At 64.5% G+C, this 24,164-nt stretch carries 21 protein-coding genes; 9 read left to right on the top strand and 12 right to left on the bottom strand.

The window, feature by feature from the left end; all coding sequences use genetic code 11:
• The first annotated feature begins 470 nt into the window (after nt 1-470).
• The gene (locus ACN9M3_RS20245; RefSeq protein ID WP_426162323.1) at nt 471-722 is read left to right on the top strand and encodes a hypothetical protein; all 252 of its coding nucleotides are present in this window, start codon (nt 471-473) and stop codon (nt 720-722) included.
• On the opposite strand, the gene ACN9M3_RS20240 is transcribed toward ACN9M3_RS20245, so the two are convergent.
• Nucleotides 703-1,614 carry a LysR family transcriptional regulator gene (locus ACN9M3_RS20240; protein ID WP_426162322.1) on the bottom strand — a complete coding sequence of 304 codons (912 nt, stop codon included), beginning with the start codon at nt 1,612-1,614 and terminating at the stop codon, nt 703-705. The genes ACN9M3_RS20245 and ACN9M3_RS20240 overlap by 20 nt on opposite strands.
• Nucleotides 1,615-1,692: 78 nt before the next feature.
• Here ACN9M3_RS20240 and ACN9M3_RS20235 point away from each other — a divergent pair, with 78 nt between their 5' ends.
• Nucleotides 1,693-2,322 carry a LysE family translocator gene (locus ACN9M3_RS20235; RefSeq protein WP_426162320.1) on the top strand — a complete coding sequence of 210 codons (630 nt, stop codon included), beginning with the start codon at nt 1,693-1,695 and terminating at the stop codon, nt 2,320-2,322.
• Here ACN9M3_RS20235 and ACN9M3_RS20230 read toward each other — a convergent pair.
• The gene (locus ACN9M3_RS20230) at nt 2,291-3,526 is read right to left on the bottom strand and encodes an MFS transporter (protein ID WP_426318456.1); all 1,236 of its coding nucleotides are present in this window, start codon (nt 3,524-3,526) and stop codon (nt 2,291-2,293) included. The genes ACN9M3_RS20235 and ACN9M3_RS20230 overlap by 32 nt on opposite strands.
• A 112-nt stretch (nt 3,527-3,638) precedes the next feature.
• On the opposite strand from ACN9M3_RS20230, the gene ACN9M3_RS20225 reads away from it, so the two are divergent.
• Both ACN9M3_RS20225 and ACN9M3_RS20220 read left to right on the top strand, forming a co-directional pair.
• Nucleotides 3,639-4,559 carry a LysR family transcriptional regulator gene (locus ACN9M3_RS20225; protein ID WP_426162318.1) on the top strand — a complete coding sequence of 307 codons (921 nt, stop codon included), beginning with the start codon at nt 3,639-3,641 and terminating at the stop codon, nt 4,557-4,559.
• 66 nt (nt 4,560-4,625) lie between these two features.
• Nucleotides 4,626-5,495 carry an acyl-CoA desaturase gene (locus tag ACN9M3_RS20220; RefSeq protein ID WP_426162317.1) on the top strand — a complete coding sequence of 290 codons (870 nt, stop codon included), beginning with the start codon at nt 4,626-4,628 and terminating at the stop codon, nt 5,493-5,495.
• On the opposite strand, the gene ACN9M3_RS20215 is transcribed toward ACN9M3_RS20220, so the two are convergent.
• The 7 genes from ACN9M3_RS20215 to ACN9M3_RS20185 form a co-directional block, all read right to left on the bottom strand.
• Nucleotides 5,448-6,446 (bottom strand): XdhC family protein, encoded by a 999-nt coding sequence (locus tag ACN9M3_RS20215; protein ID WP_426318455.1) that lies wholly within the window; start codon nt 6,444-6,446, stop codon nt 5,448-5,450. The genes ACN9M3_RS20220 and ACN9M3_RS20215 overlap by 48 nt on opposite strands.
• Nucleotides 6,446-8,641, bottom strand: a complete 2,196-nt coding sequence (locus tag ACN9M3_RS20210) for a molybdopterin cofactor-binding domain-containing protein (RefSeq protein WP_426318454.1) — start codon at nt 8,639-8,641, stop codon at nt 6,446-6,448. The genes ACN9M3_RS20215 and ACN9M3_RS20210 overlap by 1 nt, the downstream gene beginning before the upstream one ends.
• Complete coding sequence (locus tag ACN9M3_RS20205) at nt 8,638-9,096, bottom strand: (2Fe-2S)-binding protein (RefSeq protein WP_426162314.1); 459 nt, start codon at nt 9,094-9,096, stop codon at nt 8,638-8,640. The genes ACN9M3_RS20210 and ACN9M3_RS20205 overlap by 4 nt, the downstream gene beginning before the upstream one ends.
• A 107-nt stretch (nt 9,097-9,203) precedes the next feature.
• Complete coding sequence (locus ACN9M3_RS20200; RefSeq protein ID WP_426318453.1) at nt 9,204-10,088, bottom strand: AraC family transcriptional regulator N-terminal domain-containing protein; 885 nt, start codon at nt 10,086-10,088, stop codon at nt 9,204-9,206.
• A 65-nt stretch (nt 10,089-10,153) separates the two neighbouring features.
• Nucleotides 10,154-10,753 (bottom strand): PqiC family protein, encoded by a 600-nt coding sequence (locus ACN9M3_RS20195; protein ID WP_426318452.1) that lies wholly within the window; start codon nt 10,751-10,753, stop codon nt 10,154-10,156.
• Nucleotides 10,750-12,387 (bottom strand): intermembrane transport protein PqiB, encoded by a 1,638-nt coding sequence (locus tag ACN9M3_RS20190; RefSeq protein ID WP_426318451.1) that lies wholly within the window; start codon nt 12,385-12,387, stop codon nt 10,750-10,752. The genes ACN9M3_RS20195 and ACN9M3_RS20190 overlap by 4 nt, the downstream gene beginning before the upstream one ends.
• Nucleotides 12,380-13,621, bottom strand: coding sequence for a paraquat-inducible protein A (locus ACN9M3_RS20185; protein WP_426318450.1), 1,242 nt, complete (start codon nt 13,619-13,621; stop codon nt 12,380-12,382). Before ACN9M3_RS20185 ends, ACN9M3_RS20190 begins: the two co-directional genes overlap by 8 nt.
• Before the next feature lie 177 nt (nt 13,622-13,798).
• Between ACN9M3_RS20185 and ACN9M3_RS20180 the strand changes: the two genes are divergently transcribed.
• Nucleotides 13,799-14,413, top strand: a complete 615-nt coding sequence (locus tag ACN9M3_RS20180) for a transglycosylase domain-containing protein (protein ID WP_426318449.1) — start codon at nt 13,799-13,801, stop codon at nt 14,411-14,413.
• Between the two features lie 4 nt (nt 14,414-14,417).
• Nucleotides 14,418-15,107, top strand: a complete 690-nt coding sequence (locus ACN9M3_RS20175; RefSeq protein WP_426318448.1) for a hypothetical protein — start codon at nt 14,418-14,420, stop codon at nt 15,105-15,107.
• 2 nt (nt 15,108-15,109) lie between these two features.
• On the opposite strand, the gene ACN9M3_RS20170 is transcribed toward ACN9M3_RS20175, so the two are convergent.
• Entirely contained in the window at nt 15,110-16,285 is a 1,176-nt protein-coding gene (locus tag ACN9M3_RS20170; RefSeq protein WP_426318447.1) for an MFS transporter, read from the bottom strand.
• Nucleotides 16,286-16,602: 317 nt separating this feature from the next.
• Between ACN9M3_RS20170 and ACN9M3_RS20165 the strand changes: the two genes are divergently transcribed.
• Both ACN9M3_RS20165 and ACN9M3_RS20160 read left to right on the top strand, forming a co-directional pair.
• The gene (locus tag ACN9M3_RS20165; RefSeq protein WP_426162305.1) at nt 16,603-18,096 is read left to right on the top strand and encodes an ATPase domain-containing protein; all 1,494 of its coding nucleotides are present in this window, start codon (nt 16,603-16,605) and stop codon (nt 18,094-18,096) included.
• Nucleotides 18,089-19,624 (top strand): hybrid sensor histidine kinase/response regulator, encoded by a 1,536-nt coding sequence (locus tag ACN9M3_RS20160; RefSeq protein WP_426318446.1) that lies wholly within the window; start codon nt 18,089-18,091, stop codon nt 19,622-19,624. Before ACN9M3_RS20165 ends, ACN9M3_RS20160 begins: the two co-directional genes overlap by 8 nt.
• Before the next feature lie 8 nt (nt 19,625-19,632).
• Here ACN9M3_RS20160 and ACN9M3_RS20155 read toward each other — a convergent pair whose 3' ends face one another.
• A complete protein-coding gene (locus tag ACN9M3_RS20155) occupies nt 19,633-20,442 on the bottom strand; it encodes a pre-peptidase C-terminal domain-containing protein (protein WP_426318445.1) in 810 nt (269 codons plus the stop codon).
• Between the two features lie 103 nt (nt 20,443-20,545).
• A complete protein-coding gene (locus ACN9M3_RS20150; RefSeq protein WP_426318444.1) occupies nt 20,546-22,987 on the bottom strand; it encodes a family 20 glycosylhydrolase in 2,442 nt (813 codons plus the stop codon).
• 105 nt (nt 22,988-23,092) lie between these two features.
• On the opposite strand from ACN9M3_RS20150, the gene ACN9M3_RS20145 reads away from it, so the two are divergent.
• Nucleotides 23,093-24,148, top strand: coding sequence for a LacI family DNA-binding transcriptional regulator (locus tag ACN9M3_RS20145; RefSeq protein ID WP_426318443.1), 1,056 nt, complete (start codon nt 23,093-23,095; stop codon nt 24,146-24,148).
• Nucleotides 24,149-24,164: the final 16 nt, after the last annotated feature.

Genomic DNA, 24,164 nt, shown 5'->3' with positions numbered 1-24,164 from the left:
AATGGAAAAGATGCGGAAAATCTTGCCTGGGGAAGAATGCATTAGTGCCGCTGACATTGTGGCGCGGTTTGCGCGCGCGCGGCGGTTAGGTTCAACCTGGGCCGGATTCGATGCAATGGAGATCGCTCATGGAACACCAGTTCTATCGCGGGCTATTGCAAAGTTAAGCAAAGGACCGAGACTAAGCCGGTCGCAGGTGGCACTGTGGTGGGATCGAAGTAGGTTGCCCGGCGGCAAGGTATCGATGGGAAGGGGATGCTATAATTGCCGCTTAAATAGGCAGTACGGTAGCCAGTAGGGTAGCAGCGTTGTAAGTGCTTGATTTTAAAAGCGTGCGACGGCCTGCAAAGCCGTGTACGCCGGTTCGATTCCGGCCCTCGCCTCCAAAAGAATGAAGAATCCTCGCCTCGGCGGGGATTTTTCATTTGCGGCCTCGATTTTTGTGCAATTGGCACAGTTGGTGGAATTTCATGCAAAAGCCAGTCAAGACTCCCCGCGAAGCATTCAAGCTGATGATGGCCACGTGGCGTCGGGCTGCGCCTTTCTTCGCCAGTATTGAAGTCTGGCTGATGGTGCTGGTGGCCGCCATTACCGTTGGCGGTGTGTTCCTCGCTGCCATGGGCGATGCGCGCAGCGTGCTGGCAATCGGCTTGGCGGTGGGATACCTGGTGCTGCGCCCGGTACTGCACGCCAAAGGCATCCTTAGCTGGCCTTTTCTCTGAGGGGCGCTGCCGCGCCAAAGCGCTGCACCACGAACTCCACAAAGCTGGCCAGCTTGGGCGTCGACTGCCGGTCGCGCGGATAGATCAGGTGCATCGGGCGTGGCGTCGGCCAGTAAGCGCGCAGGATAGGCACCAGCCGGCCGGCGGCAATTTCGTCGGCCAGGACGGCGTCGGCCTGCATCACCAGGCCCAGGCCTGCGACTGCCGCCAGGCGCAAGGCTTCGCCATTGTTCGAGCGCATGCGGCAATGGGGTGAGGTGCTTTCTTCCGTACCGAGCTGACCGAGACGCCAGCGCGCATCATGGCGCCAGTGGGAGAAGTCCAGGCAGCGGTGCTGCGACAGTTCTCCGGGCGTGCGGGGCGTGCCATGGCGCGCCAGGTAGGCTGGTGCGGCGCAGACCATCATCTGCAAAGACGTCAGCGGCCGGGCCACCAGGGTGGAGTCCTTCAAGGGGCCGATGCGGATCGCGGCATCGAGGCCTTCTTCCACCAGGTCGGACAAACGGTTGGAGAGGTCGAGCTCGAGGTTGACCTCAGGATAGGTTTCCAGGTATTCCGCCATGGCCGGGGCCAGGCAGCGGCTGCCGAACGCCGCCGGCGCGCTGATCTTCAGCGTACCGCGCGGGACCGTGCGCATGGCGAGGGCGCCGCTCTCCGCCGCGTGCACCAGCTGCAGGATATGCCGGCATTGCTCGGCGTATTGCTGGCCGATCTCGCTAAGGCTTTGGCTGCGCGTGGTCCGGTGCAGCAGGCGCGCACCGACCAGTTGTTCCAGGGCGGCAATGTGCTTGCTGACCATGACGGTCGACATGTCGAGGGTTCGGGCTGCGGCACTGAAGCTGCCGGCATCCACCACGCGGACAAAAACCTCCATGCTGCGCATCTTGTCCATGCATTGTTAATCATGAGTTAAAGATGTTGTTAATTTTACGGTATTTTTAATCCCGGCTGCAGGAAGGATACTGGCGGCATGACAACCATGACTTTCTCCCTTTGGCTGGCGTTCCTCGCCATGGCTCTTGCCGCCACCTTCAGCCCAGGCCCTGCCGTGCTGTTGGCGGTTTCCACCACACTGACCTTGGGCGCACGCCGAACCGCGTACAGCTCCGCCGGCAACGCCGTCGGGGTATTCCTGGTCGCTTGCGTGGCCGTCGGCGGCATGGGCGTCTTGTTCAAGGCCTGGCCTGCGGCTTTTTCCGCCCTGAAGCTGGGCGGTGCCGCTTATCTCGCCTGGCTGGGCGTCAAGCAATGGCGCAATGCGGGGCAGGTTGGGGCGGCGGCCCTGGCAAGCGCGCCAGAAGGCAGCAGCCGCGGCGCGGTATTCCGGCGCGGCATGCTGGTCGCTTGCAGCAACCCCAAGGCGATCCTGTTCTTTGCCGCAGTGTTCCCGCAATTTATGCCGCCGGGCGAGATAGAGTTGGCGCGCTTCCTGTTGCTTAGCCTGACCTTTGTTGCGTGTACCCTGGTCGCGCACCTGAGCTATGTGCTGCTGGCTGCCACGGCAGGCTCACGGATCGTGTCCGGTCCACGGATGGCGATCCTGCAGCGCGGCACTGCCGTGTTGTTCATCAGCCTTGCGATCCTCCTGGCTTTCGAATGATAGCTGCCAAGGGCTGGCGTGGCGCAGCGCGCGATGCCAGCGCTTCCGAAATCCAATAAAGCAGTGCAGCGGCCGGGAAGGCGATGCCCGTCAACAGGGCGGCGCGCCAGCCGTGGCTTGCCAGCACCCAGGCGCCGGTCGCCGAGCCCAGGGCGCCGCCTGCGAAGAATAGCGCGAAATAGATGCCATTCAAGCGGCTGCGTACTTCGGCGCCCAGGGCAAACAAGGCGCGCTGCCCGAGCACAAGGTTGGCCGCCACTCCCATGTCGAGCACGATGGAGGCGATGACCAGCACGCCGATCGCAATGGCGCGCGAATCGGGCATCCACAGGGGCAGCGCAAAGCCGAGAATCCCGAGCAGGAGCGCCGCAGCTGTCGCCGGCAGCGTATAACCCTGGTCCGCCAGCTTCCCGGCGACAGGCGATGCCACTGCACCTGCCATGCCGACCAGCGCGAACAAGGCAATGCCTGTCTGTGACAGTTGGAAGCGTTCGCCTTCCAGCACCAGCGGCACGACCGTCCAGAACATGCTGAAGGCGCCAAACAGGCCAGCGTGATACGCGGCGCGGCGGCGCAGCACGGGCGTGTCGCGGAAAAGGTGCCACAGCGATCCAATCAGGCGGCCGTAGGAAAGCGTTGCGTCCGGAATGCGTTGCGGCAGCCGGGCGCGCAGTACGAAGGCCAGCATCGCGACCAGCACGGATGCAAGGGCGAACACTGCGCGCCAGCTGGCGTGATCGGCAATGAGGCTCGCCGCAGGCCGGGCCAGCATGATCCCCAGCAGCAGTCCGCTTACCACCTTGCCCACAGTCTGCCCTCGCGTCGATTCTTGCGACAGATGGGCGGCGAAGGGGAGCAGCACCTGGGCGGCCACCGAACCGAGACCGATGGCCAGCGAGGCGGCAAGGAACTGCGCGGCGTTGTGGCTCGCGGCCGCTGCGGCGAGAGCTGCAGCTGCGAAGAGCAGGGCGCAAAACACCAGTTTGCGGTTTTCCAGCAGGTCGCCAAGGGGGACCACGAACAGCAGGCCAAGCGCATAGCCGGCCTGGGTCAGGGTCACGATCAGGCCCGCCGCTGCGGGCGGCAGTCCGGTCGCTGCGCTGATAGGGCCGACCAGGGTTTGTGCGTAATACAGGCTGGCGACTATCAGTCCGCTGGCGCCGGCCAGCAGGGCCACCATGCTGCGTGAAATATCGTTCTTCATGTTGAAACTCCAGTAGTGGAAAGACTGAAGCCATTCTGCGGGATGCGGCCGCAAAGATAATTGGCCAACAAATAGCCTATACTTTTCACATTAAATGAACAATTGGAGTGCCATGGACCGCTTGAAAGCCATGCAAACCTTCGTCCGCATCGTGGAATCAAACAGCTACACCAAGGCGGCTGAAACGCTCGACTTGCCGCGCGCCGCGCTGACGGCAACCATCCAGAAGCTGGAAGCCTATCTCGGCACGCAATTGCTGCAGCGAACCACACGCACGCTTTCGCTGACCAGCGACGGCGCGGCCTACTTCCGGCATTGCCTGGCGATTCTCGCGGCGGTGGACGAAGCTGAAGCGCCATATCGAACCAGCGATGGCGCCGCGCCGCAGGGCAGGCTGCGCGTCGAGCTGGGCGGCGCGGTAGGGCGCAATGTGGTCTTGCCGCAGCTGGGGGAATTCTGTCGTGCCTATCCCGGCGTCGAGCTGGTACTCACGCTCAGCGACCGGCTGACAGACCTGGTCCGTGAAGGCGTCGATTGCGCCCTGCGCGTGGGCGAACTGCAGGACTCAGCCCTGATCGGGCGCCAGATCGGCACCATGCGCTTCGTGACCTGCGCGGCTCCTTCTTATCTCGCCGCGCGCGGCGTGCCGCGATCGCTGGAGGAACTGGCGCAGCACACGGCGATCCTGCACTACTCAGGCCGTACCGGCCGTGCCTTCGACTGGGCCTTCAACGATGCTGGCGGCGTGCGCAAGATCGATATGGCCGGCGCCCTCGCGACAAACGATGCGGAAGGCTATGTCACGCTCGGCCTGCAGGGGCTTGGCCTGGTGCAGACGGCTACCTACCTTGTCCGCAGCCACCTCGCCAGCGGCGCGCTGGTGCAGGTGTTGCACGACACGCCGCCGACTCCGATGCCTGTTTCATTGGTCTATCCCCAGGGCCGCATGGCGTCGCCCAAGCTGCAGGTATTCGCGCGCTGGCTGGAGGCCTTGTTCGAGGCCGAGCCGGACCTGCAGCGCGCAGCCGCGTGAGCCATTGTTGCGGTAGAGGAAGATTGATAATAGTATATTGTTGTTAAAATAATTCGAGCATCGGCGATGAAGGATCCGTATATCTCGCAAGACGCAAGAGAGAACTGGGGTAACCGGGTGCTGAACCTGGCGTCCATCTTCCTGCCCTGGCTGTTGATGGCGGCGATTGCGTCTGGCAGCGAAAAGCAGTTGGCGCCAACCGCCACGACATTGCTGCTCTTTGCCGTCTTCTTTGCCATGACCGTGGTAGGCGTCGCCATCGGCATGCATCGCTACTTCACGCACCATGCCTTCAAGACCAGTGGCTTCATCAAGGTCTGCCTGGGCGTGCTCGGGACCTGGGCGATGCAGGGCGATATCACGCGCTGGGTAGCCGATCATCGGCGCCACCATCGTTTCGCCGACAAACAATTCGATCCCCATTCGCCATGGTATTCCGACCGCGGCCCGATTCCGAATCGCCTGCACGGCTGGTTTCATGCGCATATGGGATGGATGATTTACGGGCGCGTGTCGCAGCCGGGGCGCTATGCCCCTGACTGCCTTGCCGACCGCAGCATCGCCGTCCTGTCCAGGTACTACTGGCCGATCGTCGCCCTGGGCCTGGTCCTGCCTGGAGCCTTCGGATATTTGCTTGGCGGCGAAGGCGAGATGGCCAGGTGCGTCTTCTGGGCTGGTGCTGCAAGGGTCGCCTTGCTGCACCAGTTGACCTGGTCGGTCAATTCCTTCGGCCACCTGTTTGGCCAGAAGGTGGCCGGCAGCGACAGCGAGGCGCGCGACAATATTTTCTTTGCCTTGCTCCTGCTGGGCGAGGGCTTGCACAGCCACCATCACTGGCGTCCTGCTTCTGCGATGAACGAGCCGAAGCATCTCGATGCTGGCGGATGGCTAATTCGCGGGTTCGAGAAGCTTGGGCTGGTTTGGCACCTTCGATAAGGCAATCGGCGCGCCGTGGCGCACGGCGGTCATCTCCGCCACGATGGCGACGGCGATTTCGGGCGGCGTATGGCTGCCGATGGGCAGGCCGATAGGCCCGTGCAGCCTTGCCAGTTCCTCCTGCGAAAAGTCGAAGTGGCGCGACAGCCGTTCGCGCCGTTTGGCGTCATTCGTGCGGGAGCCGACCGCGCCGACATAGAAGGCCGGCGAACGCAGGGCTTCCAGTAGCAGCATGTCGTCCAGCTTCGGGTCGTGCGTCAGCGCGACGACAGCGCAGCGCGAGTCCGCCTGCATGGACAGGAAGGCGTCATCGGGCATGGCGGTGAGCAGCCTGGTGCCGGCCACACGCCATTCGGCGCCGTACTCGTCGCGCGGTTCGCATATCGTGATGTCGTAGTCCAGTGCCTGCGCCATCTGGGCAAGGTAATAGGAAATCTGGCCGGCGCCGACGATGAACAGCCGCCATTGCGGGCCATGGACGGTGCGCAGGCGCTGGCCGTCCCAGCTCAACACGTCGCCGCGCTGTGCGCCAGCCAGGCTGGTGGCGCCGCGCGCCAGGTCCACTTCGCGCACGGCCAGCTCGCCGCGCTCCAGGCGCCGGGCCAGTTCGTCCAGCTGCGCGGCATCCGGCTGCGGTTCGACCACCAACTGCAGCGCGCCGCCGCAAGGCAGGCCAAAGCGCGCTGCCTCGTCCTGCGTGACGCCGTAGTCAAGGCTGAACGGCAGGCGGTCCCCAAGGCGGCCCTCGCGCATGCGGGCGATGATGTCGTCTTCGACGCAGCCACCCGACACCGAACCGATGGCCATGCCGTCGTCGCGTATCGCCAGCCAGGAGCCGGAGGGACGGGGCGCCGAGCCCCAGGTATGCGCCACGGTGATCAATGCGTAGCGCCGCCCTTCAGCCGCCCAGCGGCGGGCGGCTTCCAGCACCTGCAGGTCAACACTCTCCATCAGGCCTTCAGCTCCTCTGTACGGATCGGCAGGCTGCGCACCCGTTTGCCGGTTGCCGCGGCAAGCGCGTTCGCCAGGGCAGGCGCCAGCGGCGGCACGCCCGGTTCACCGATGCCGGTCGGCTTCTCGGCCGAGGGGACGATGTGCACTTCCACCTTGGGCATTTCGTTGATCCGGATTGGCGCGTAGTCGTGGAAGTTGGACTGTTCCACCACGCCGCCCTTCAGCGTGATGGCGCCATGCAGCGCCCCCGACAGCGCGAAGCCGACGCCGCCTTCGGCCTGCGCGCGCACCACGTCGGGATTGACGACCATGCCGCAGTCCACGGCGCACACCACGCGGTCGACACTGAAGCTGCCATCGGCATTCACTGTCACTTCAGCCACTTCGGCAACGAAGCTGCCGAAGGACTCATGAACGGCGATGCCGCGCCCGCGCCGGGTACCGGCCGCACCGGCCGGCAGCGGCTGGCCCCAGCCGGCCTTTTCCGCGGCGAGTTTCAGCACGCCCGCGTGGCGAGGATGCTTGCCGAGCAGCGCCAGGCGGTAGGCAACCGGGTCCTGCCCCGCGCTGCTGGCCAGTTCGTCGATAAAGGTCTCGGTGGAGTAAGCGGTGTGGGTCGAGCCGACCGAGCGCCACCAGAGCACCGGCACGCCAATATTGGTCGGCGTGTGCAGCTCGACGCGCAAGGCCGGGATGCCATACGGAAGATTGGCCGCACCCTCGACGGACACCGCATCAACGCCGTCCTTGATCATCATGCCGGCGAATGCCGTGCCGGCGATGATCGACTGGCCGACCAGGCGGTGGCGCCAGGCCGTCGGGCGGCCATCTTCACCCAGCGATGCTTCCAGTGCATGGTGGAAGGCAGGGCGGTAGTAGCCGGCTCGCATATCGTCTTCGCGCATCCAGACCATCTTGATCGGTGCGCGGGACTTGCTGGCCTTGGCGATCTGCACCGCCTCCAGCACGTAGTCCGCGTCCTTGCTGGCGCGGCGGCCGAAGCTGCCGCCGGCGTAGAGCATGTTGATCTTCACTTTTTCCGGCGGCAGGCCAAGCAGGGCGGCGACCGAAGGCTGGTCGATGGACTGGAACTGGGCGCCGTACCACAACTCGCACTCTCCTTCGCCGATGCGCACGACGCAGTTCAAGGGCTCCATCGCCGCATGTGCGAGATAGGGGAAGTCATAGGCGGCGCGCAGCACGCGGCCCGGGCGGGAGAGGGCAGCCTCGGCGTCGCCGGAACTGTGGGCCACCAGGCCAGGCTGCTGCGCCAGCGCGCGGAACTGCGCGAGAATTTCCTCGCTGTCCAATTTGAAGGCACGGGACTCATCCCAGTCGATCCTGAGCGCGTCGCGGCCTTTCTTTGCGCTCCAGGTATCGTGCGCCAGCACTGCCACGCCGGTCGGGATCTGCACCACGTCGACCACGCCCTTGACGGCCTTTGCCTTGCGCGCGTCAAATGACCTGACCGTGGCGCCAAAGCGCGGCGGGCGGGCGACTACGGCGGTCAACATGCCGGGCAGGTGCACGTCCTGGGTGAATTGGGCGCGGCCATTGACCTTGTCCGCGCTGTCCTTGCGCGGCGCATGCTTGCCGATCAGCTTGAAGTTTTCCGGTGATTTCAGCGGCACGTCGGCCGGCACCGGCAACAGTGCCGCGGCGGGCGCCAATTCGCCGAAGCCGGCCTTGCGCGCGCCGTGGCTGACGATGCCTTCGCTGACGCGGATCTCGCCGGCAGGGACTTTCCATTGCGCGGCGGCGGCCGATACCAGCATGGCTCGCGCGCTGGCGCCGGCTTTGCGCATCTGTTCCCAGGAGTTGGCCATGGCGGTACTGCCGCCCGTGCCCTGGACCGGTCCGAATGCCAGGTTGTTGTAGCGGCGCGCGTCAGCAGGCGCGCCTTCCACGCGAACCTGCGACCAGGCTGCGTCAAGTTCTTCCGCGACCAGCGTGGCAAGGCCGGTGTAGGCGCCCTGGCCCATTTCAACGTGCTTGGCGATGACGGTGACCGTGCCGTCCGTGCCAATGCGGACAAAGGCGTTTGGTTCGAATTCCGGTGCTGCGGCGGCAGCGGTTGCGGCTTGCGTGCCGGGCAGGTAGATTGCCAGCGTCAGGCCGGCGGCAGCCTGCACTGCGCTGCGCAGGAAGTCGCGGCGGCTGCCATTTTCAATGCGAGGGGACGTGATGTTCATGCCAGCTCCTGTGCGGCTTCGTGGATGGCGGCGCGGATGCGCACGTAGGTGGCGCAGCGGCAGATGTTGCCGGCCATGGCTGCGTCGATGTCAGCGTTCGATGGCTTGCGATTGCCTTCCAGCAGGGCGACAGCGCTCATGATCTGGCCGGACTGGCAGTAGCCGCACTGCACCACGTCCAGCTTTTTCCAGGCTTCCTGCACCACCTTGCCGATGCGCGCGCGGTCGACGCCTTCGATGGTGACGATTTTTTTCCCGACAGCGGCCGAAACGGGCGTGCTGCAGGAGCGGATCGGCGTGCCGTCCAGGTGCGCCGTGCAGGCGCCGCACAGGCCCATGCCGCAGCCGTACTTGGTGCCGGTCAGCTGCAGCTTGTCGCGCAGCACCCATAGCAATGGGGTGTCGGCGGCGACGTCAACGCGTGTCGTCGTGCCATTGATATTCAGTGTGATCATTCCGTACTCTCCGCTCATGTGGAAATGCAAGCTTGCATTCTAGGGAGCGGATTTTCGCTACTGATAGCACAATCCCACCGATTTCTTGCCTGATCCTCTTTGGCGCTTCAGGCAGCAGCGGCTTCGCGCCGCATGCTGTCGATATCGCGCTTGGGCGGGGCGCCGAACAGGCGGCTGTACTCGCGGCTGAACTGCGAAGGGCTTTCGTAGCCGACCCTGAACGCGGCGCTGGCGGCATCCAGGTGTTCGTTCAGCATCAGGCGCCGCGCTTCGTTCAGGCGCAGCCATTTCTGGTACTGCAAAGGGCTCATCGCAGTCAGCTGGCGGAAATGCAGGTGCAGGTTGGACGTGCTCATTTTCACGTGTGCCGCCAGTTCGTCCAGGCGCAGCGGCTGGGCGTAATGCACGCGCAGCCAGTCGAGTGCGCGCGCAATGCGGAAACCCTGGCTGCCGGTGGAGGCAATCTGGCGCAGGCGTGCGGACTGGTCGCTGAGCAGCAGCCGGTAGTGGATCTCGCGCTCGACCAGCGGCGCCAGCACCGACAGGGACTCCGGCTCGTCCAGCAAGGCGATCAGGCGCCGGAAAGGATCCGCCAGCGCGGGCGTCAGGCTGCCGATGGCCGCCACGCCCTGGCTGGAAACGTCGGCCGCCAGGGGCAGCCTGCTGTGCGTGGACAATTCGGTGATGGTGCGCAGGTCAAGCTTGTAGACCAGGCCAAGGCAAGGCTGCTCCGGAGTCGCTTCCAGTACTTGCGAGCTGCCGGGGAGGTTCAGCGCGGTCACCATGAAGCGCTGTGCATCGTAGCGGTAGCATTGCTCGCCGATGACCAGTTGCTTGGCGCCTTGCGCGACCATCACGATGCTGGGTTCTACTAGGCAGACGTTCGGCGGAGTCGGCTCATTGCGGCGGTACAGGTACAGGTTGGCAATGGGGGACTGGTAGTCTTCCGCGTCCTCGGTCCATTGTGCGACAGCTTCAGCCAGGGTTTTCATGCGGCTAGCATAACATCACGGCCCGGTTTGTTCATGAGCCAGGATTTCCCACGCGCAGAAAACGGTCAAGGGCAAACGCCTTTGCCGGCCGCCTGGCTGCGCACGGCTTTCGCGATATCCGCCGCCACCCGGGCTATCGCGCGGCGGTGGCCCATCACCAGCGCGTCATAGCCGGCGCCCACTTCTTCACGGGCGGTGCTGCGGCAGGCCAGCACTTGCGCGCTGCCCGCCACGCGCACGCTCCAGACGGCGTCCAGCAGCGCATAGTGACCTGGCGCCGATTCGAAGCGCTGCACATTGGTGTTGATGCGGTAGACCGTGGCCTTTTCGGGCTGCGGCGTGCGGAACACGTCGATGGCGCCAAGTTCGCCTGAAATGGCCAGCGACAGGGCCTGCCCGATCTCCGCTGCCGGCGGCGAGGACCAGCGCTCCTGCTCCAGCAGGTCGACGCGCCCTTCGCCGGAAGTCACCACCAGCTGGCTGCGCGACACCTGCTGCGGCACAGTCACATTCTGCACCTCGATGTAGTAGCCCGGATTGGGCACGCTGGCGGCAGGGGCCATGCCGTTGCTGAGGCTATAGAAGCGTTCCGGCGGCGGGCTTGCGCAGCCGGCCAGCGACAAGGCAAGCACTACGCCGCCTGACAGAGATTGCCAGAGCATCATTTGTTCTCCTTCGCAGGCTGGGGTTTGGCGCGGATCAGCGCTTCCGGATGGCGCTGCAGGTAATCCGACAGTTCATTGAGCGATTGCAGGGTTTGCGTCAGTTGCTGCAAGGCTGAACGCAGGTCGGACTGCACCGGCGAATCCTGCTGCAGCACCTGCTGCGCCGCGCCGAAGGTCTGGCGCGCCTCGCCCAGCGTGGACTGCAGTTCCGGCACGAGCTGAGAATCGACCTTCCTGAACAGGTTGTCGGCGCTCTTCAGGGAGTCGCGCAGGTTGTTGCCGATCTGGTCGAACGGCACCTTGTCCAGCTTGCGCGCGATGCTGGCGATCTGCGCCTGCAGTTCGTCCAGCGCGTTCGGCACGGTCGGCACTTCGACCGGGTAGGCGTTCATGTCCAGCTTGACCTGCGCCGCGTTGGGGAAGAAGTCCAGCGCAATATACAGCTGGCCGGTCAGCAGGTTGCCGGTGCGCAGTTGGCCGCGCAAGCCGTGGCTGACCATGCGCTCGAGCACCAGCGGGCCGGCGTTGCGGTCCTTCTCGTCGGTGACCGTCTCCTGGAAGCGGCGGCCCAGGCGGCCCGGATACATGTCCACCGTGACGGGCATGCGGAAGTCCTTCTTGACCGGGTCGAACTCCACGCCTACAGAACGCACCTCGCCCAGCACGATGCCGCGGAAGTCCACCGGCGCGCCGGGCGAGAGCCCGCGCAGCGACTGGTTGAAGTAGAACACGGTGGTGATCGGTGCGCCATCCTGCTCGCGCATCGCGCGGGCCTGGTCGGCCGCGAGCGGGAATTCGGTGCCCGCGGCGGCCACGGTGTCGGGCTTGCGGCCGGTGACCGATTCGAAGCCGATGCCGCCAACCAGCATGGCCGCCACCGATTGCGTATTCAGCTTGAACCCGCCCGAGTCGAGCTGCAGGTCGACGCCGCTGGCATGCCACCAGCGCGTGCTCTTGCCCACGTACTGGTCGTAAGGCGCGTTGACGAAGACCCGGATGGCAACCCCCTGGCCGTTGTTTTCCAGCTCATAGCTGATCACCTGGCCGACCGGGATGCGGCGATAAAAGACTGGAGAGCCGGCGTCGATCGAACCGAGCGACTCGCCGTGCAGCGTGTAGTGCGTGCCTTTCTGGTCGCCCGCCACTTGCGGCACTTTTTCCAGGCCCGTGAATTCGTGGCTGCTGTCCTTCGACTTGCCGGCGTCGACTCCGATATAGGCGCCTGACAGCAGCGTGCCGAGGCCCGAGACGCCGCTCACGCCGATGCGCGGCTTGACCACCCAGAAGCGGGTATCGGCCGCGGTGAAGCGGCGCGCATCCTTGTTCATGTCGATGGTGACCAGCACCTTGCTCAGGTCCGGCGACAGGGAAATCGCGCGCACCTGGCCGACGTCCACGTCCTTGTATTTCACCTTGGTCTTGCCGGCTTCGAGTCCTTCGCCGCTGCGGAAGCTGACCACCACGGTCGGCCCTTCGTCGAAGTAGGACTTGGCCACCAGGCCGATACCGACCAGCGCCGCAAGCAGGGGCAGCAGCCATACCAGCGAAGGCAGCCAGTGGCTGGCGCTGTCGACCTGGGGCTGGGGCAGGGGAGCACCGGCGGTATTGGCTGGGGCGCCGTCGTGTTCAGGCATGTTGTTCTCCATTGGGCGGGACGGGATCCCAGATCAGGCGCGGGTCGAATTGCATCGATGCCAGCATGGTCAGCACCACGACGGCACAAAACGCCAGGGCCCCGGGGCCGGCGGTGATGGTGGCGAGCGTCTGGAAGCGTACCAGGGCCACGGTCAGGGTGATGACGAAGATGTCCAGCATCGACCAGCGTCCTACGAATTCCACCATGCGGTAAAGCCTGGTGCGCTGTAACGGCCGCCAGCGCGAACGGCGCTGTGCAGTCCATGCCAGCAGCGACAGGGCGGCCAGCTTCAGCAGCGGTACCAGGATGCTGGCGACGAAGATGATCGAGGCCAGGGCGGGCGAACCGCTGTCCCAGAAATACAGCACGCCGCTGATGATGGTGTCGTCCTCCAGGCCGAACAGGGAATGGGTGTACATCACGGGCAGCAGGTTGGCAGGAACGTACAGGATGGCGGCGGCAATCAGCAGGGCCCAGGTGCGGCCCAGGCTGTCCGGATGGCGGTGGTGCAGGCGCGCGTGGCAGCGCGGGCAGTCCTGCCGCCGTGTCCCGCTGTCTGCCGACACCAGCCCGCACACGTGGCATGCCAACGCTGCCTGGGGAACGGGCGGAGGAACGTCCGGCTGCGGCGCCAGGGCGTCGCCCAGGTTCCACAGCATCTTGGGGTCGAACGACACCACGATGGCGAGCATCAGCGTCAGCGCTGCAAACGCGAACAGGCCCGGCTCCAGCACCACCGTGGCCAGGCTGGTCATCTTGACGATGGTGATGAGGATGCCGATCATCAGCACTTCCGTCATGCCCCAGCGCCGCGCCAGGTGGACGGCATACAGCAGGACATTGAACAGTTTTGGCTTGTGGCCGCCCGCCAGCGACAGCGTGACGTGCAGCAGCGACAGCAGTTCGACCGCCGGCAGCAGGATGGTAAACAGGAAGACCGCCGCGGCTACCAGCGGCATATGCCCCTGCCACAGCACCACGATGGCTCCCAGCAGCGTGGCGCGCGAGACATTGCCGTTCACCTCCAGTTCAACGATCGGGAAGCACTGGGCGATGACATACACGATCAGGGCGGTCAGGATGATGGCCGCCATGCGGCTGGCGTCGGAATGCATGCCCCGATACATGATCGAGCGGCAGCGCACGCAGCGCGCTTTTTCGCGCGGGCGCACCGGGCGCCGGCGATGCAGCACGCCGCAGTCATGGCAGCTAATCAGGTCGTATCGATGCACTCGTTGGGCGGGAACTGAAATATGCCAGCATGATACGACATTTGCCATGAAACCCGGCACTGTGACTATTCGATAGACTTTCGGGTCCCGAGTTCGGCTACAGTCTGCGGCCATTCGAAAGACGAACCGGGACACGCATTGAAACTGGCACGATTAGCACGACTAGCACAAAGGGCTTTGCTGGCATTGCTGCTTGCGCTGGCCGGCTACCTCGCCGTTGCCGCAGCCTGGGCCTGGACGGCTTTTCCAGCGGCCGTCCAGAACCTGCCGCAGGCATCCGCCGTGCCGCTGTCGCCGCGCCAGGTGGAGATCCTGCTGCAGGTCGAAGACCCGGACTTTTACCGTCATTCGGGCTTGAGCGTCTTTGGCGGGCAGGGACTGGCGACCATCACGTCTTCGCTCGCACGCAGCGTGTACCTCGGAGAGGCGCAGTTTGACGGCGCCACAGGCGCGTTCCAGCGCTTTTACCGCGGCGTCTTCGATTGCTGCAAAAAGATCGATATCGGGCGCGACGTGATGGCTCTGGTGCTGGACCGCAAGCTGGGCAAGCCCCAGCAACTGGACGCCTATTCGGCCCTGGTCTATATGGGCACCCAGGAGGGCAGGCAGGTGCGCGGCTTCGGTGCGGCGGCCCTCAGCTACTACGGCAAGCCACTGGACCGGCTTACGGAGCAGGAATTCGTGGGCCTGGTTGCCATGATCAAGGCGCCTAACCTGTACCACCCGGTCAGGAATCCTGCACAGTTTGTCCAGCGCCTGATGCAGGTGAACGTTCAGCTCCGGAATCAATAAACCAATGAAAAGACTCGCCCGATCGATCTTCCTCGCTTCCCTGGCGCTTGCCGGCACCACGCTGCACGCAGCTCCCCTCGAACTGGAATGCGCGAGCCGTACGGGAAGCGATCAAGCGCGCATCAGCAAGCTTGGCGCAGGCGTGGTGGTGCGCAAAGGGGCGCACCTGCTGAAGGTCAGCACCAAGGCAGGCGTTCAATCGTTCAAGGACGAGCCGCCCTATGACGAGCCGATGGACGGCGTCCACTACTACTTTTGCGACCGCAAGGAAGGCTTCGTCCTGGTCAATGTCGAAGATGCCTACGAATTCACCGGCAAGCTGATTAACGAACAGACCGGCGCTGTCACGGACGGCGGGACCAGTGTCCTGTTCTCGGAAGACCGCCGCGCCTATCTCGCCGCTTCGCACGGGGGCGGGCTGGATGGCGACGCGTGGACGGTATATGCCGTGAACGGCGAGATGTCCTGGTCTGGCTACAACTTCATTTCGGACCCCGATAAAAGGTTCCGCTACGTCGACCTGGGCATGCCGACCTGGATGCCCAATGGCGAGCTGGTTGCAACCGCAACTTGCGCTTCGGACCAGAAGCGTCAGTGGAAGATGAAACTCGTTAAGAACCATGGCTGGTGGGACTGGGCACCTCGCAAGAAGTGCCCACCCATGAAAGACATGCCGTTCAAGGCGCCGGGCTAGGTTCAAGCCGAGGAAGCGGCGGAGGCCGACGCATCGCGGCGGCCGGCATTGCCAAGCCAGACCAGTGCCAGGCCGCCGGCAGCCAGCGCGGCGCCAACCAGCGGTACCGCGCCATAGCCCAGGCCCTGGCTGATCACCACGCCGCCCAACGCCGCGCCAAGCGCGTTACCCAGGTTAAATGCGCCGACGTTCACGGAGGAGGCCAGGCCAGGGGCCTGCGCCGCCGCCTGCATCACGCGCATCTGCACGGGCGGCACGATGCCAAAAGCCGCAGCGCCCCAGATCACGAGGCCGATGGCAGCGCCGGCCTCGGTCTGCATGACCAGCGGCAGTACCGCCATGGTGACGGCGAGTGCAGCGAGAATCAGCTTGGTGGCGCCATCGAGCGACCAGTCGGCCAGGCGGCCGCCCAGGCTGTTGCCGAGCGTGAAACCGACACCGATCAGCACCAGGGCAAAGGCGACGAAGCCAGGGCCGGCGTGGGTGATCTCGGCCAGGATTGGCGCCACATAGGTATAGAGCGCAAACATGGCGCCGGAACCCATCACGGTCGTGCCCATCGCCAGCAGCACTTCGGGACGCACCAGCACTTTCAGTTCGCGGCGCAGGTCGGGCGGCGTCCCGGGTTCTCCTTTGGGCAAGGCCAGCCACAGCGCGGCGATGGTGACCAGCCCCAGCACGGCGGTGCCGCCAAAGGCGACGCGCCAGCCGACCTGCTGGCCGATCCAGGTGGCGGCCGGCACGCCGCCGATATTGGCGACCGTCAGGCCCATGAACATGGCCGCGATGGCGCTGGCCTGTTTCTCCTTCGGCACGACGCTGGCGGCCACCACGGCGCCGATGCCGAAGAAGGCGCCATGGTTGAGGCTGGTGATCAGGCGCGACAGCAGCAGGGTGGTATAGCTCGGCGCAAAGGCCGACAGCACGTTGCCGACAGTGAAGATCAGCATCAGCGCCATCAGGGCGGCACGCTTGCCGAAGCGGCTGAACAGCAAGGTCATCACCGGCGCGCCGGCCATGACGCCGACAGCATAGGCCGAAACCAGCATGCCGGCGGTGGGAATGCTGACATTGACGCCGTCGGCGATCACGGGCAGCAAGCCCATGGGGGTAAATTCGGTGGTGCCGATGGCGAAGGCGCCAGTGGCAAGGGCTAACAGGGCGGTAGAGGATCGCATTGGAAGACACTCCTGGAGTTTTTCAATGGATCGCAGTGTACCGGGGCAATATTTGCGGATTAAGCCCAGGATTTGCCAAACACTTTTGATTTGAATTCAACAATTCTCTTGCCTTGCCGCTGCCTGCCATGGTTGCTCGGCGACCGGAAGTTGTTAACGGTTTCTGTGGAAAACCCTGTTAACAAGGCTGCGCACGGCCAGGCAAGTAATTGATTCAATTGAGGAAAGTTATCGTGCGCAAATAAAGGGCAATCGAAACGAGCCGTTCGGCAACACCTGCTATAGTGTTTTATCGACAATCTTAGTGCAGGACAGCCATGCTCCAGCCGCAGAACAAGCAGACGGATGCCTTCATCTCGACCGGCATTGCTGGCCTGGACACCATCCTGGCCGGTGGGCTGACCAAGGAGCGCCTGTACCTGCTGGAAGGCGATCCCGGAACGGGCAAGACCACGATGGCGCTGCAGTTCCTGATCGAGGGAGCCCAGCGCGGCGAAACGGTGCTATACATTACGTTGGCGGAGAACGAAGTAGAACTGCGTGCGGTGGCGCAATCGCACGGCTTCCGGATGGACGGCATCACCGTGCACGAAATCATCCCAGCCGAAGGCGTGCTTGATCCTGACGAACAATATACCGTGTTTCATCCCTCTGAGATCGAGCTGGGCGAGACCAACCGTTTGATCCTGGCGCAGATTGAGCGGCTCTGTCCTACCCGGGTGGTACTCGACTCCTTGTCGGAACTGCAGCTACTGGCTGGCAATCCCTTGCGCTATCGGCGGCATGTGCTGGCGCTGAAGCAGTATTTCGCCAAGCGCGCCTGCACCGCGCTGTTCCTCGACGACAAAGCGGCCGTGGGCGGCGACCAACAGGTGCGCAGCATCGCGCACGGCGTGATTTCGCTGCAGCAGCTTGAATCGGGCTATGGGGCCGAACGCCGCGTGCTGCGTGTGCTGAAGTACCGCGGCATCGACTTCCGGCGCGGGCCACATGACTACGTGATCATTTCCGGCGGCGCGGTTGCCTATCCGCGCATTGTGGCGGCAGACTCACGCGAGCTGGTACAGCGGGGCCAGGTGAGAAGCGGGCTGCCGTCCCTTGATGCCTTGCTTGGCGGCGGAATTGAAGAGGGTTCCAGCACCCTGATTTCGGGCCCGCCTGGCACCGGCAAGTCGAGCCTTGCGGCCCAATTCGTCAAGGCCGTCACGGACCGCCGGCAGAAGGCAGCCATGTTCGTCTTCGAGGAGGATTTTAGTACCTTGCTGAACCGCGCAGATGGCATCGGCATGGATTTGCGCACGCCGCTGGCTGCGGGATTGCTGACCGTCAACCAGATCGATCCGGCTGAACTGTCGCCGGGACAGTTTGCGCACACGGTCTGCAAAGCTGCCGACGACGGGGCAAAGGTGATCGTGATCGATAGCTTGAATGGCTATATGAATGCGATGCCGGAAGCACGCTTCCTCACCATTCAATTGCGCGAAGTGCTGACCTACCTGGGGCGGCGTGGGGTGGCGACCATGCTGGTCGGCGTGCAACAGGGCGTGATCGGCCCGACGGGCACCAATGTGGACGTCAGCTACCTCGCCGATAATGTGCTGCTGCTGCGCTACTACGAAGCCGACGGCACAATCCACAAGGCCGTGTCGGTCTTCAAGAAACGCGGCAGCAAGCATGAAACCACCTTGCGCGCCTTCTCGATCGGCGAAAAGGGGATCGAAGTGGGACTCGTGCTGAAAGGCTTCCGCGGCATCCTGACCGGGGTGCCCGTGAGCATATCCAACGGGAAGAAGGAAGCAGGGCATGAGTGAGCTGGAGCATCGTATCGTCATATTTGCCCCGGTCGGCAAGGATGCTCGCCTGATCGGCCAGGTGCTGGGCCAGGCGCGCCTGGCCTGCCATATTTGCACTGAACTGGGCGATGTGGTGAAAGAACTGCAGCAGGGGGCGGCAGGCTTGTTCGTGGTCGAAGAGGCCTTCAACGATGCATTCCTGCGCGAGATCACGGGCTTCCTCGCTGTCCAGCCGGCCTGGTCCGACTTGCCGGTGCTGGTATTGAGCAAGGAGGGGCTCGATTCGCCTGGAGTGCAGAGGATCTTTGAGCAAGTCGGCAACGTTACGCTGCTGGAGCGCCCGGTGCGCAGGGCAACGCTGGTGAGCGCGGCGCTCTCGGCTGGGCGTGCCCGCCGCCGCCAGTATGAAATGCGCGAGGTCGACCGCCGCAAGGATGAATTCCTGGCTATCCTTGGCCATGAGTTGCGCAATCCGCTGGCGCCGATCCGCACGGCGATGGATGTGCTGAATACCATACCGGGCACCGATCCCAAAGTGCGCAGCATCAGCCAGGTGGTTGAACGACAGGTGCGCCACCTGACGCGCCTGGTGGACGACCTGCTCGACGTGGCCCGCATCACCAACGACAAAGTTGCACTGCAACGCGAGCGCGTCAGCCTGGCGACAGTGCTGCAACATGCGGTGGAAATTTGCCGCCAGCAGATCGACGCGGCGGGCCATACGCTGGACCTGCGCCAGCCGGCGGGCAGCGTGCTGTTGTTCGGCGACCGTGCGCGCCTGGTGCAAAGCCTGGCCAATGTGCTGGGCAACGCCGCCAAGTTCTCGCCGCCACGCTCGACCATCCACCTGTACGCCGACGTGGACGACAAGGATATCGTGTTCACTGTGCGTGACCATGGCGCCGGGCTTGAACCGGAGGCGTGCTCGCGCATCTTCGACCTGTTCGTCCAGGGACGGGCTGGGCGCTCGCATTCACTCGGCGGCCTGGGGATCGGGCTTAGCCTGACCCAGCGCTTCACGAACATGCATGGTGGCAGCGTCTCGGTCGCCAGCGCGGGCGTCGGCAAGGGGTGCGAGTTCGTACTGCGCATGCCGATCGTGGTGCCTGAGCGCCGCAGCAAGGAGCGCTCTGCTACGGGACCATCCTCGGCGCATTCCGATGACTCGCTGCGTATCATGGTTGTGGACGACAATGAAGATGGCGCGGACATGCTGCAGGTGATGCTGGAAATGGAGGGCTGCACGGTCGCCAAAGCCAACGACGGGCAGGCCGCGATCGCCCTGGCTGGACGATTTCGTCCTCATGCCATTCTGATGGATATCGGCCTGCCCGACATGCAGGGCCATGAAGCGGCGCGGCGCATCCATGAGATGGAAGGCGGCGAAGACATTGTCTTCATCGCCATGACCGGCTGGGGACACGACGAGGCGCGCCGCCACGCATCCGACGCCGGCATGCAGCATTACCTGGTCAAGCCGGTGGATTTGAATGTGCTGCGCAAATACCTGTCCGAGATCCGGGATCAGGCCTTGCAGCGCGCCTGACCGCGTGCTTACTGGACCGCGCTGGCGTTCAGCGAGACGCCGCTGAAAGTGGCGTAGGAGCGGATGCCAACGTACCAGGTCCCGGCTTGCGGGTTGGCCAGCGCGCAGGATTCGGCATTGCCGGTCTTGTAGGGGCGGCAAGCATAATCGTTGGCAGTCGGCTGCGCGCCAAAGCGGACGTACAGGTCGCCGTCGCCGCTGCCGCCGCTCATGTTCACGTTCAGGGTATTCGCGCATTCCGGCACGTTGATGCTGAAGTACAGCCAGTTGCCGGCCGTGGCGGACAGGTTGGACTGGTTCAGCGTCACGCTGGCGCAAGGCAGGTTCAGGGTGCTTGGCATCGAATGCAGCAGGGTGGTGGTGACCGATCCGTCCGCGCCAAACGTCATCTGGTACAGGCGGTCGAACTCCGTTTCCGCGATGGCGCTGCCCGGATCGCCGCCCAGTTGCCGGATCAGCTCGGGCGTGGTGTCGGAATGGCCGACTACCAGCGCGTTGTCGGGCAAGGCGCGCAATTGCTGCGCGAACGTCGCCAGTTGGCCGCCATCGTACGTGGTGACCGGCAGGTTCAGGTAGGCGGCCAGGGGTTGCGCAGTCTGCTGCGTGCGCTGGTATGCCGTCGAGTAGATGTGCCTGACCTGGGCGTCCTTCAGCGTGGCGGCGATGTTGGTGGCGCGGACCTGGCCTTCCGCGGTCAGCACAGGGTCGGTGCCGGTGGCCGATTTCTCGGCGTGGCGGGTCAGGTAAATCGTGTTGGCGTTTGCCGAAACCTGCGCTGCGCAAAATGCCAGCGCCAGGGCGCCCAATATGCTCTTCATGTAGTCTCCCGGAATAAATAATTCCACAATGTTGTATTTAAGGCAATACTGCTCCGGGAGGATACGGCAATTCGGCCTGCGCGTCACGCGGCGCACGAAACGATCAGGGATTGTCGATGCGCGATACGGCGCCGCGCCTGCCGTTGCGGTCGAAGGCGGCCACCTGGATCAGGCCGCGATCGGCGATGGGCCCCGCTACCAGCGGGCTGGCGGCATGCGGTTCGGTGCCGTCGCTGGTGTAGCGCAGCGCCAGGCCGGGCAGGGCGTGATTGGCGTGGACCATGCCGCCATCCCTCGACAGCCCGGGCGGTGCGATGCGGTAATGGACGGGCCCAAGCGGGGCAGGCTCCAGGTCGAGGCGCGGCAGCACGCGCTGGCCCAGTGCATTGACGAAGCGGGACCATTCGGCGCGGTGCAAGGCGGAGGTCCGGGCGGAATCGGATTCGGTGGCCCATGCAGGATCGGCGGCCCAGGCGCGTTCGGCCATGGCCAGCAGGCGCGGCACCAGCAGGTAGTCGATCAGTGCGGGATCACGGATGGTTTCGGTCCACAGCGCAGCTTCCAGGCCGCGGATGCGCTGCCTGCCGGCGTCGCTCAAGCTCTTGTCGAGCGGGATGAAGTTGTAGACGTCATCGAGCTCGATATAGGCGGCCCAGTTCACGCCCGGCTCGTCGGGATTGAGATTGTGGCTCATGTCCAGGTACTGCCTGGTGGCGGGCGCGAGAATCACGTCGTAGCCGGCATTGGCGAGCCGGTAGCCCAGGTCGGCCGCGGCGCCGACGTTGTTCCAGACGTGCAGCCGGAAACCGCGCTGGGCGAAATGCGGGTTCGGTATCAACTTGCGCGTGCCCAGTTCTTCCCACCCCGCGGTCGCCACGCCTTGCCGCCGCACGATGGCGTCGACCCGGTCGTAGAAGTAATCCCACAGGTCGGCGGTGGCCTGCATTTTGTGGCGTGTCATCAGGCTGCGGCTGGCAGGGGATTTTTCCCAGGCGCCCGCCGCGAGTTCGTCGCCGCCGACGTGCAGGGTGCGCAAGGGGACGCCTGCTTCGCGGTGCATGGCTGCGACCTGGCCCACCACGTGCTCGATGAAGGCATAGCTGGACTCCAGGCCCGGATTGATCACGTTGTCATGGAAGTTCTGTGCTGATTTGTATTGCGAACGGTCGTCCAGGTCGTTCAGCAGGTATTTGCCGGCACCGGCCTGGCCGGCGGCCTTCATGCGCCGATAGCGCGCCTCCATGGCCTTGACTGCGGCGCGCGCATGGCCGGGCATTTCAATTTCCGGGATGACCTCGATGTGACGGGCTGCCGCATAGCGCAGGATCTCGATGTAGTCGGCGCGCGAGTAGTAGCCGCTGCCGTGCGGATCGCTGGCGCTGGGGCCGGAACCGTAGTCGGGTTGCAGGCGCACGCCAGGTTTTGCGCTGTGACCACGCACCGCGCCGATGCCGGTCAGTTCCGGCAGGCCGGCGATTTCAAGGCGCCAGCCCTCGTCGTCCGTCAGATGGAAGTGGAAGGCGTTGAGCTTGAAGCGCGCCATCAGGTCGAGCAGGCGGAAGACGGTTTGCCGGGGCTGGAAATTGCGGCTGACGTCCAGCATCAGGCCACGATAGCCGAAGCGCGGAGCGTCGGTCACCGCCAGCAGCGGCAGCTCTACTGCTTGCTGCCGGCCGGCGCCGGGCAGCGGCAACAGGTCGCGCAGCGATTGCAGGCCGTGCGCCACCCCGGCGGCGCTGTTGCCGGTGATGGCAATGCCATCGGACGTTACGGCCAGGGTATAGGCCTCCGGCGACGACTGGCCGGCGACGGCGCCGACTGAGAGCCGCAAGGTGGCGCCGGATGGCGCGCCTGCGCCGGCGGGCCAGTATTGCTTGAGCAGGCTGGCGGCAAGGGCGGTTTCCGGTGCGAGTCCGTCGGCGACCACGAGGGCGGGCGCCGCCGCCAGGTGCAGCGTGCCGGCACCTTGCTGCAGGTGCAGCGGAGTGGGAAAGACTGGCGGCAGGGCGCCGGCAGGCAGCACATCGGTTCCCGCGTTGCGCTGGTACAGGTCCTGGGCTGTTACCGCCTGGCCTGTTCCCAGCTGGTCCGGGCGCGGCAGCGGAAGCATGCGGTAATCGGCAACGGCTTGCGCCTTGTCCGGCGCCGCCTCATAGACCAGGTACAGGCCGGAAGGGGCGCGGTAGGCCTTGGCGTCGGCGCTGGGAGCGCGGTAGACCGCGTTCAGCGACTGTCCCGGCGCGAGGCCGCGAAAGCCCGGTTGCGGGCGCAGGCGGTACAGGGTGCCATCCAGTGCGTCGATCGCCAACTGGCCAGCCAGCGGCCCTGCCACGGCGCATTCGATGCAGTTGAAGTAGAGCGCCCAGCCTTGCGCCGGCAGGGGATGGTGGTCCAGGTTCCTGACTTCAAGCCGGCCGCCTTTGCCTCCGTCCTGCAGTTCCCAGCGTACTTGCAGGCGTTCGCCGTTAGCGGTGGGTGGCTCCGCCATGGCGGCGGGGAGCGCCAGCAGCAGCGCGAGGCTAACAAGCAAACGTTTTGAAGTCATGGGATCAGCTTGTCTCGTTGAGAATTGGTAACGCTAGCATAAAGTTGCCTTACCTGCTACATCTCTCGCTACAATACGGATAACGTTAACGGACGGCAGGTGAAAATGAAAAAAGCGGGTGTGACGCTGGCCGATGTGGCCAAGGTTGCCGGCGTATCGGTGATGACTGCTTCGCGCGCACTGAGTGGCGATGGTTATGCCTCGGACGAAACCAGGGCCAAGGTGCAGGCGGCAGCAAGGCAGCTCGGCTACACGCCCAATGCCCTGGCGCGCATGATGAAGGGCGGGAAAACCAATGTCATTGGCGTGGTCGTGAACGACTTGTCGTCGGCAGTCGTCAATTGCTTCGTGACGGCGCTCAGCGAGGAAGTGCGCAAGTTCGACATGGATCTTTTCATTTATAACTCGCTGGGCGACATGGGGGGCGGCAAAGGCAAGCGCGTCAGCCAGTTGCTGCATGGCCTGTGGGATGGCCTGGTCTATGTGCTGCCGCGCATGACCGACGATTACCTGGAAACGCTGGAGAAGAGTGCCAGCCCTATCATCCTGGTGAACTATTTCCGGCATGAGACCAGCTTGCCGGTGGTACGCGGCGATAACGTCAACGGTGCGCACGATGCGGTAACGCACCTGCTTGAACTGGGCCACCGCCGTATCGGCTTCATACGCGGCAGTTCATACACGGGACAGAGCGATGTGCGTGAGCGCGGCTATCTCGCAGCGTTGGCCGATGCCGACATCAAGACCGATCCGGCCCTGGTCTACCCAGGCGATTTCAACGAGCAGTCGGGGCTGGAAGGCGGCAGGCGGTTGCTGGAACTGGCCGAACCGCCGACTGCCATCTTCGCTGCCAACGATGCGATGGCGCAGGGGGCGATGAACGCCATCCGCGAAAAGGGCCTGCGGATTCCCGAAGACATATCGATCATCGGTTTCGACGATATTCCCGCCGCATCGATGATGCAGCCGCCGCTGACCACCTTGCGGCATCCGTTTGAAGCCATGGCACAGGCCACTGTGCAGGAGCTGGTGCGCCGCATCCGCGGCGAATCCGGGCGCCGCCAGCGCATCGAATTCCCGAGCGAGTTCGTGGTGCGCGAGTCGACCGGGCCTGCGCCAGGCACCGCCGCTTCGGCGCGCGCCCGGAAGCGCCGCTCCTGAACGAACTTGTTAACGC

It is taken from the genome of Pseudoduganella sp. R-43 (assembly GCF_049913255.1).
In the GTDB taxonomy this organism is placed as follows: domain Bacteria; phylum Pseudomonadota; class Gammaproteobacteria; order Burkholderiales; family Burkholderiaceae_D; genus Rugamonas.
This window is presented reverse-complemented; position numbering and strand designations above follow the sequence as displayed.

Bases quoted from the DNA above. Each gene is read 5' to 3' on its own strand.
- ACN9M3_RS20170 (WP_426318447.1), bottom strand. From the start codon at position 16,285: ATGCGATCCTCTACCGCCCTGTTAGCCCTTGCCACTGGCGCCTTCGCC.
- ACN9M3_RS20205 (WP_426162314.1), bottom strand. From the start codon at position 9,096: ATGATCACACTGAATATCAATGGCACGACGACACGCGTTGACGTCGCC.
- ACN9M3_RS20200 (WP_426318453.1), bottom strand. From the start codon at position 10,088: ATGAAAACCCTGGCTGAAGCTGTCGCACAATGGACCGAGGACGCGGAA.
- ACN9M3_RS20155 (WP_426318445.1), bottom strand. From the start codon at position 20,442: ATGAAGAGCATATTGGGCGCCCTGGCGCTGGCATTTTGCGCAGCGCAG.
- ACN9M3_RS20230 (WP_426318456.1), bottom strand. From the start codon at position 3,526: ATGAAGAACGATATTTCACGCAGCATGGTGGCCCTGCTGGCCGGCGCC.
- ACN9M3_RS20235 (WP_426162320.1), top strand. From the start codon at position 1,693: ATGACAACCATGACTTTCTCCCTTTGGCTGGCGTTCCTCGCCATGGCT.
- ACN9M3_RS20210 (WP_426318454.1), bottom strand. From the start codon at position 8,641: ATGAACATCACGTCCCCTCGCATTGAAAATGGCAGCCGCCGCGACTTC.
- ACN9M3_RS20175 (WP_426318448.1), top strand. From the start codon at position 14,418: ATGAAAAGACTCGCCCGATCGATCTTCCTCGCTTCCCTGGCGCTTGCC.
- ACN9M3_RS20240 (WP_426162322.1), bottom strand. From the start codon at position 1,614: ATGGACAAGATGCGCAGCATGGAGGTTTTTGTCCGCGTGGTGGATGCC.
- ACN9M3_RS20245 (WP_426162323.1), top strand. From the start codon at position 471: ATGCAAAAGCCAGTCAAGACTCCCCGCGAAGCATTCAAGCTGATGATG.
- ACN9M3_RS20215 (WP_426318455.1), bottom strand. From the start codon at position 6,446: ATGGAGAGTGTTGACCTGCAGGTGCTGGAAGCCGCCCGCCGCTGGGCG.
- ACN9M3_RS20225 (WP_426162318.1), top strand. From the start codon at position 3,639: ATGGACCGCTTGAAAGCCATGCAAACCTTCGTCCGCATCGTGGAATCA.
- ACN9M3_RS20145 (WP_426318443.1), top strand. From the start codon at position 23,093: ATGAAAAAAGCGGGTGTGACGCTGGCCGATGTGGCCAAGGTTGCCGGC.
- ACN9M3_RS20165 (WP_426162305.1), top strand. From the start codon at position 16,603: ATGCTCCAGCCGCAGAACAAGCAGACGGATGCCTTCATCTCGACCGGC.
- ACN9M3_RS20220 (WP_426162317.1), top strand. From the start codon at position 4,626: ATGAAGGATCCGTATATCTCGCAAGACGCAAGAGAGAACTGGGGTAAC.
- ACN9M3_RS20160 (WP_426318446.1), top strand. From the start codon at position 18,089: ATGAGTGAGCTGGAGCATCGTATCGTCATATTTGCCCCGGTCGGCAAG.
- ACN9M3_RS20195 (WP_426318452.1), bottom strand. From the start codon at position 10,753: ATGATGCTCTGGCAATCTCTGTCAGGCGGCGTAGTGCTTGCCTTGTCG.
- ACN9M3_RS20190 (WP_426318451.1), bottom strand. From the start codon at position 12,387: ATGCCTGAACACGACGGCGCCCCAGCCAATACCGCCGGTGCTCCCCTG.
- ACN9M3_RS20150 (WP_426318444.1), bottom strand. From the start codon at position 22,987: ATGACTTCAAAACGTTTGCTTGTTAGCCTCGCGCTGCTGCTGGCGCTC.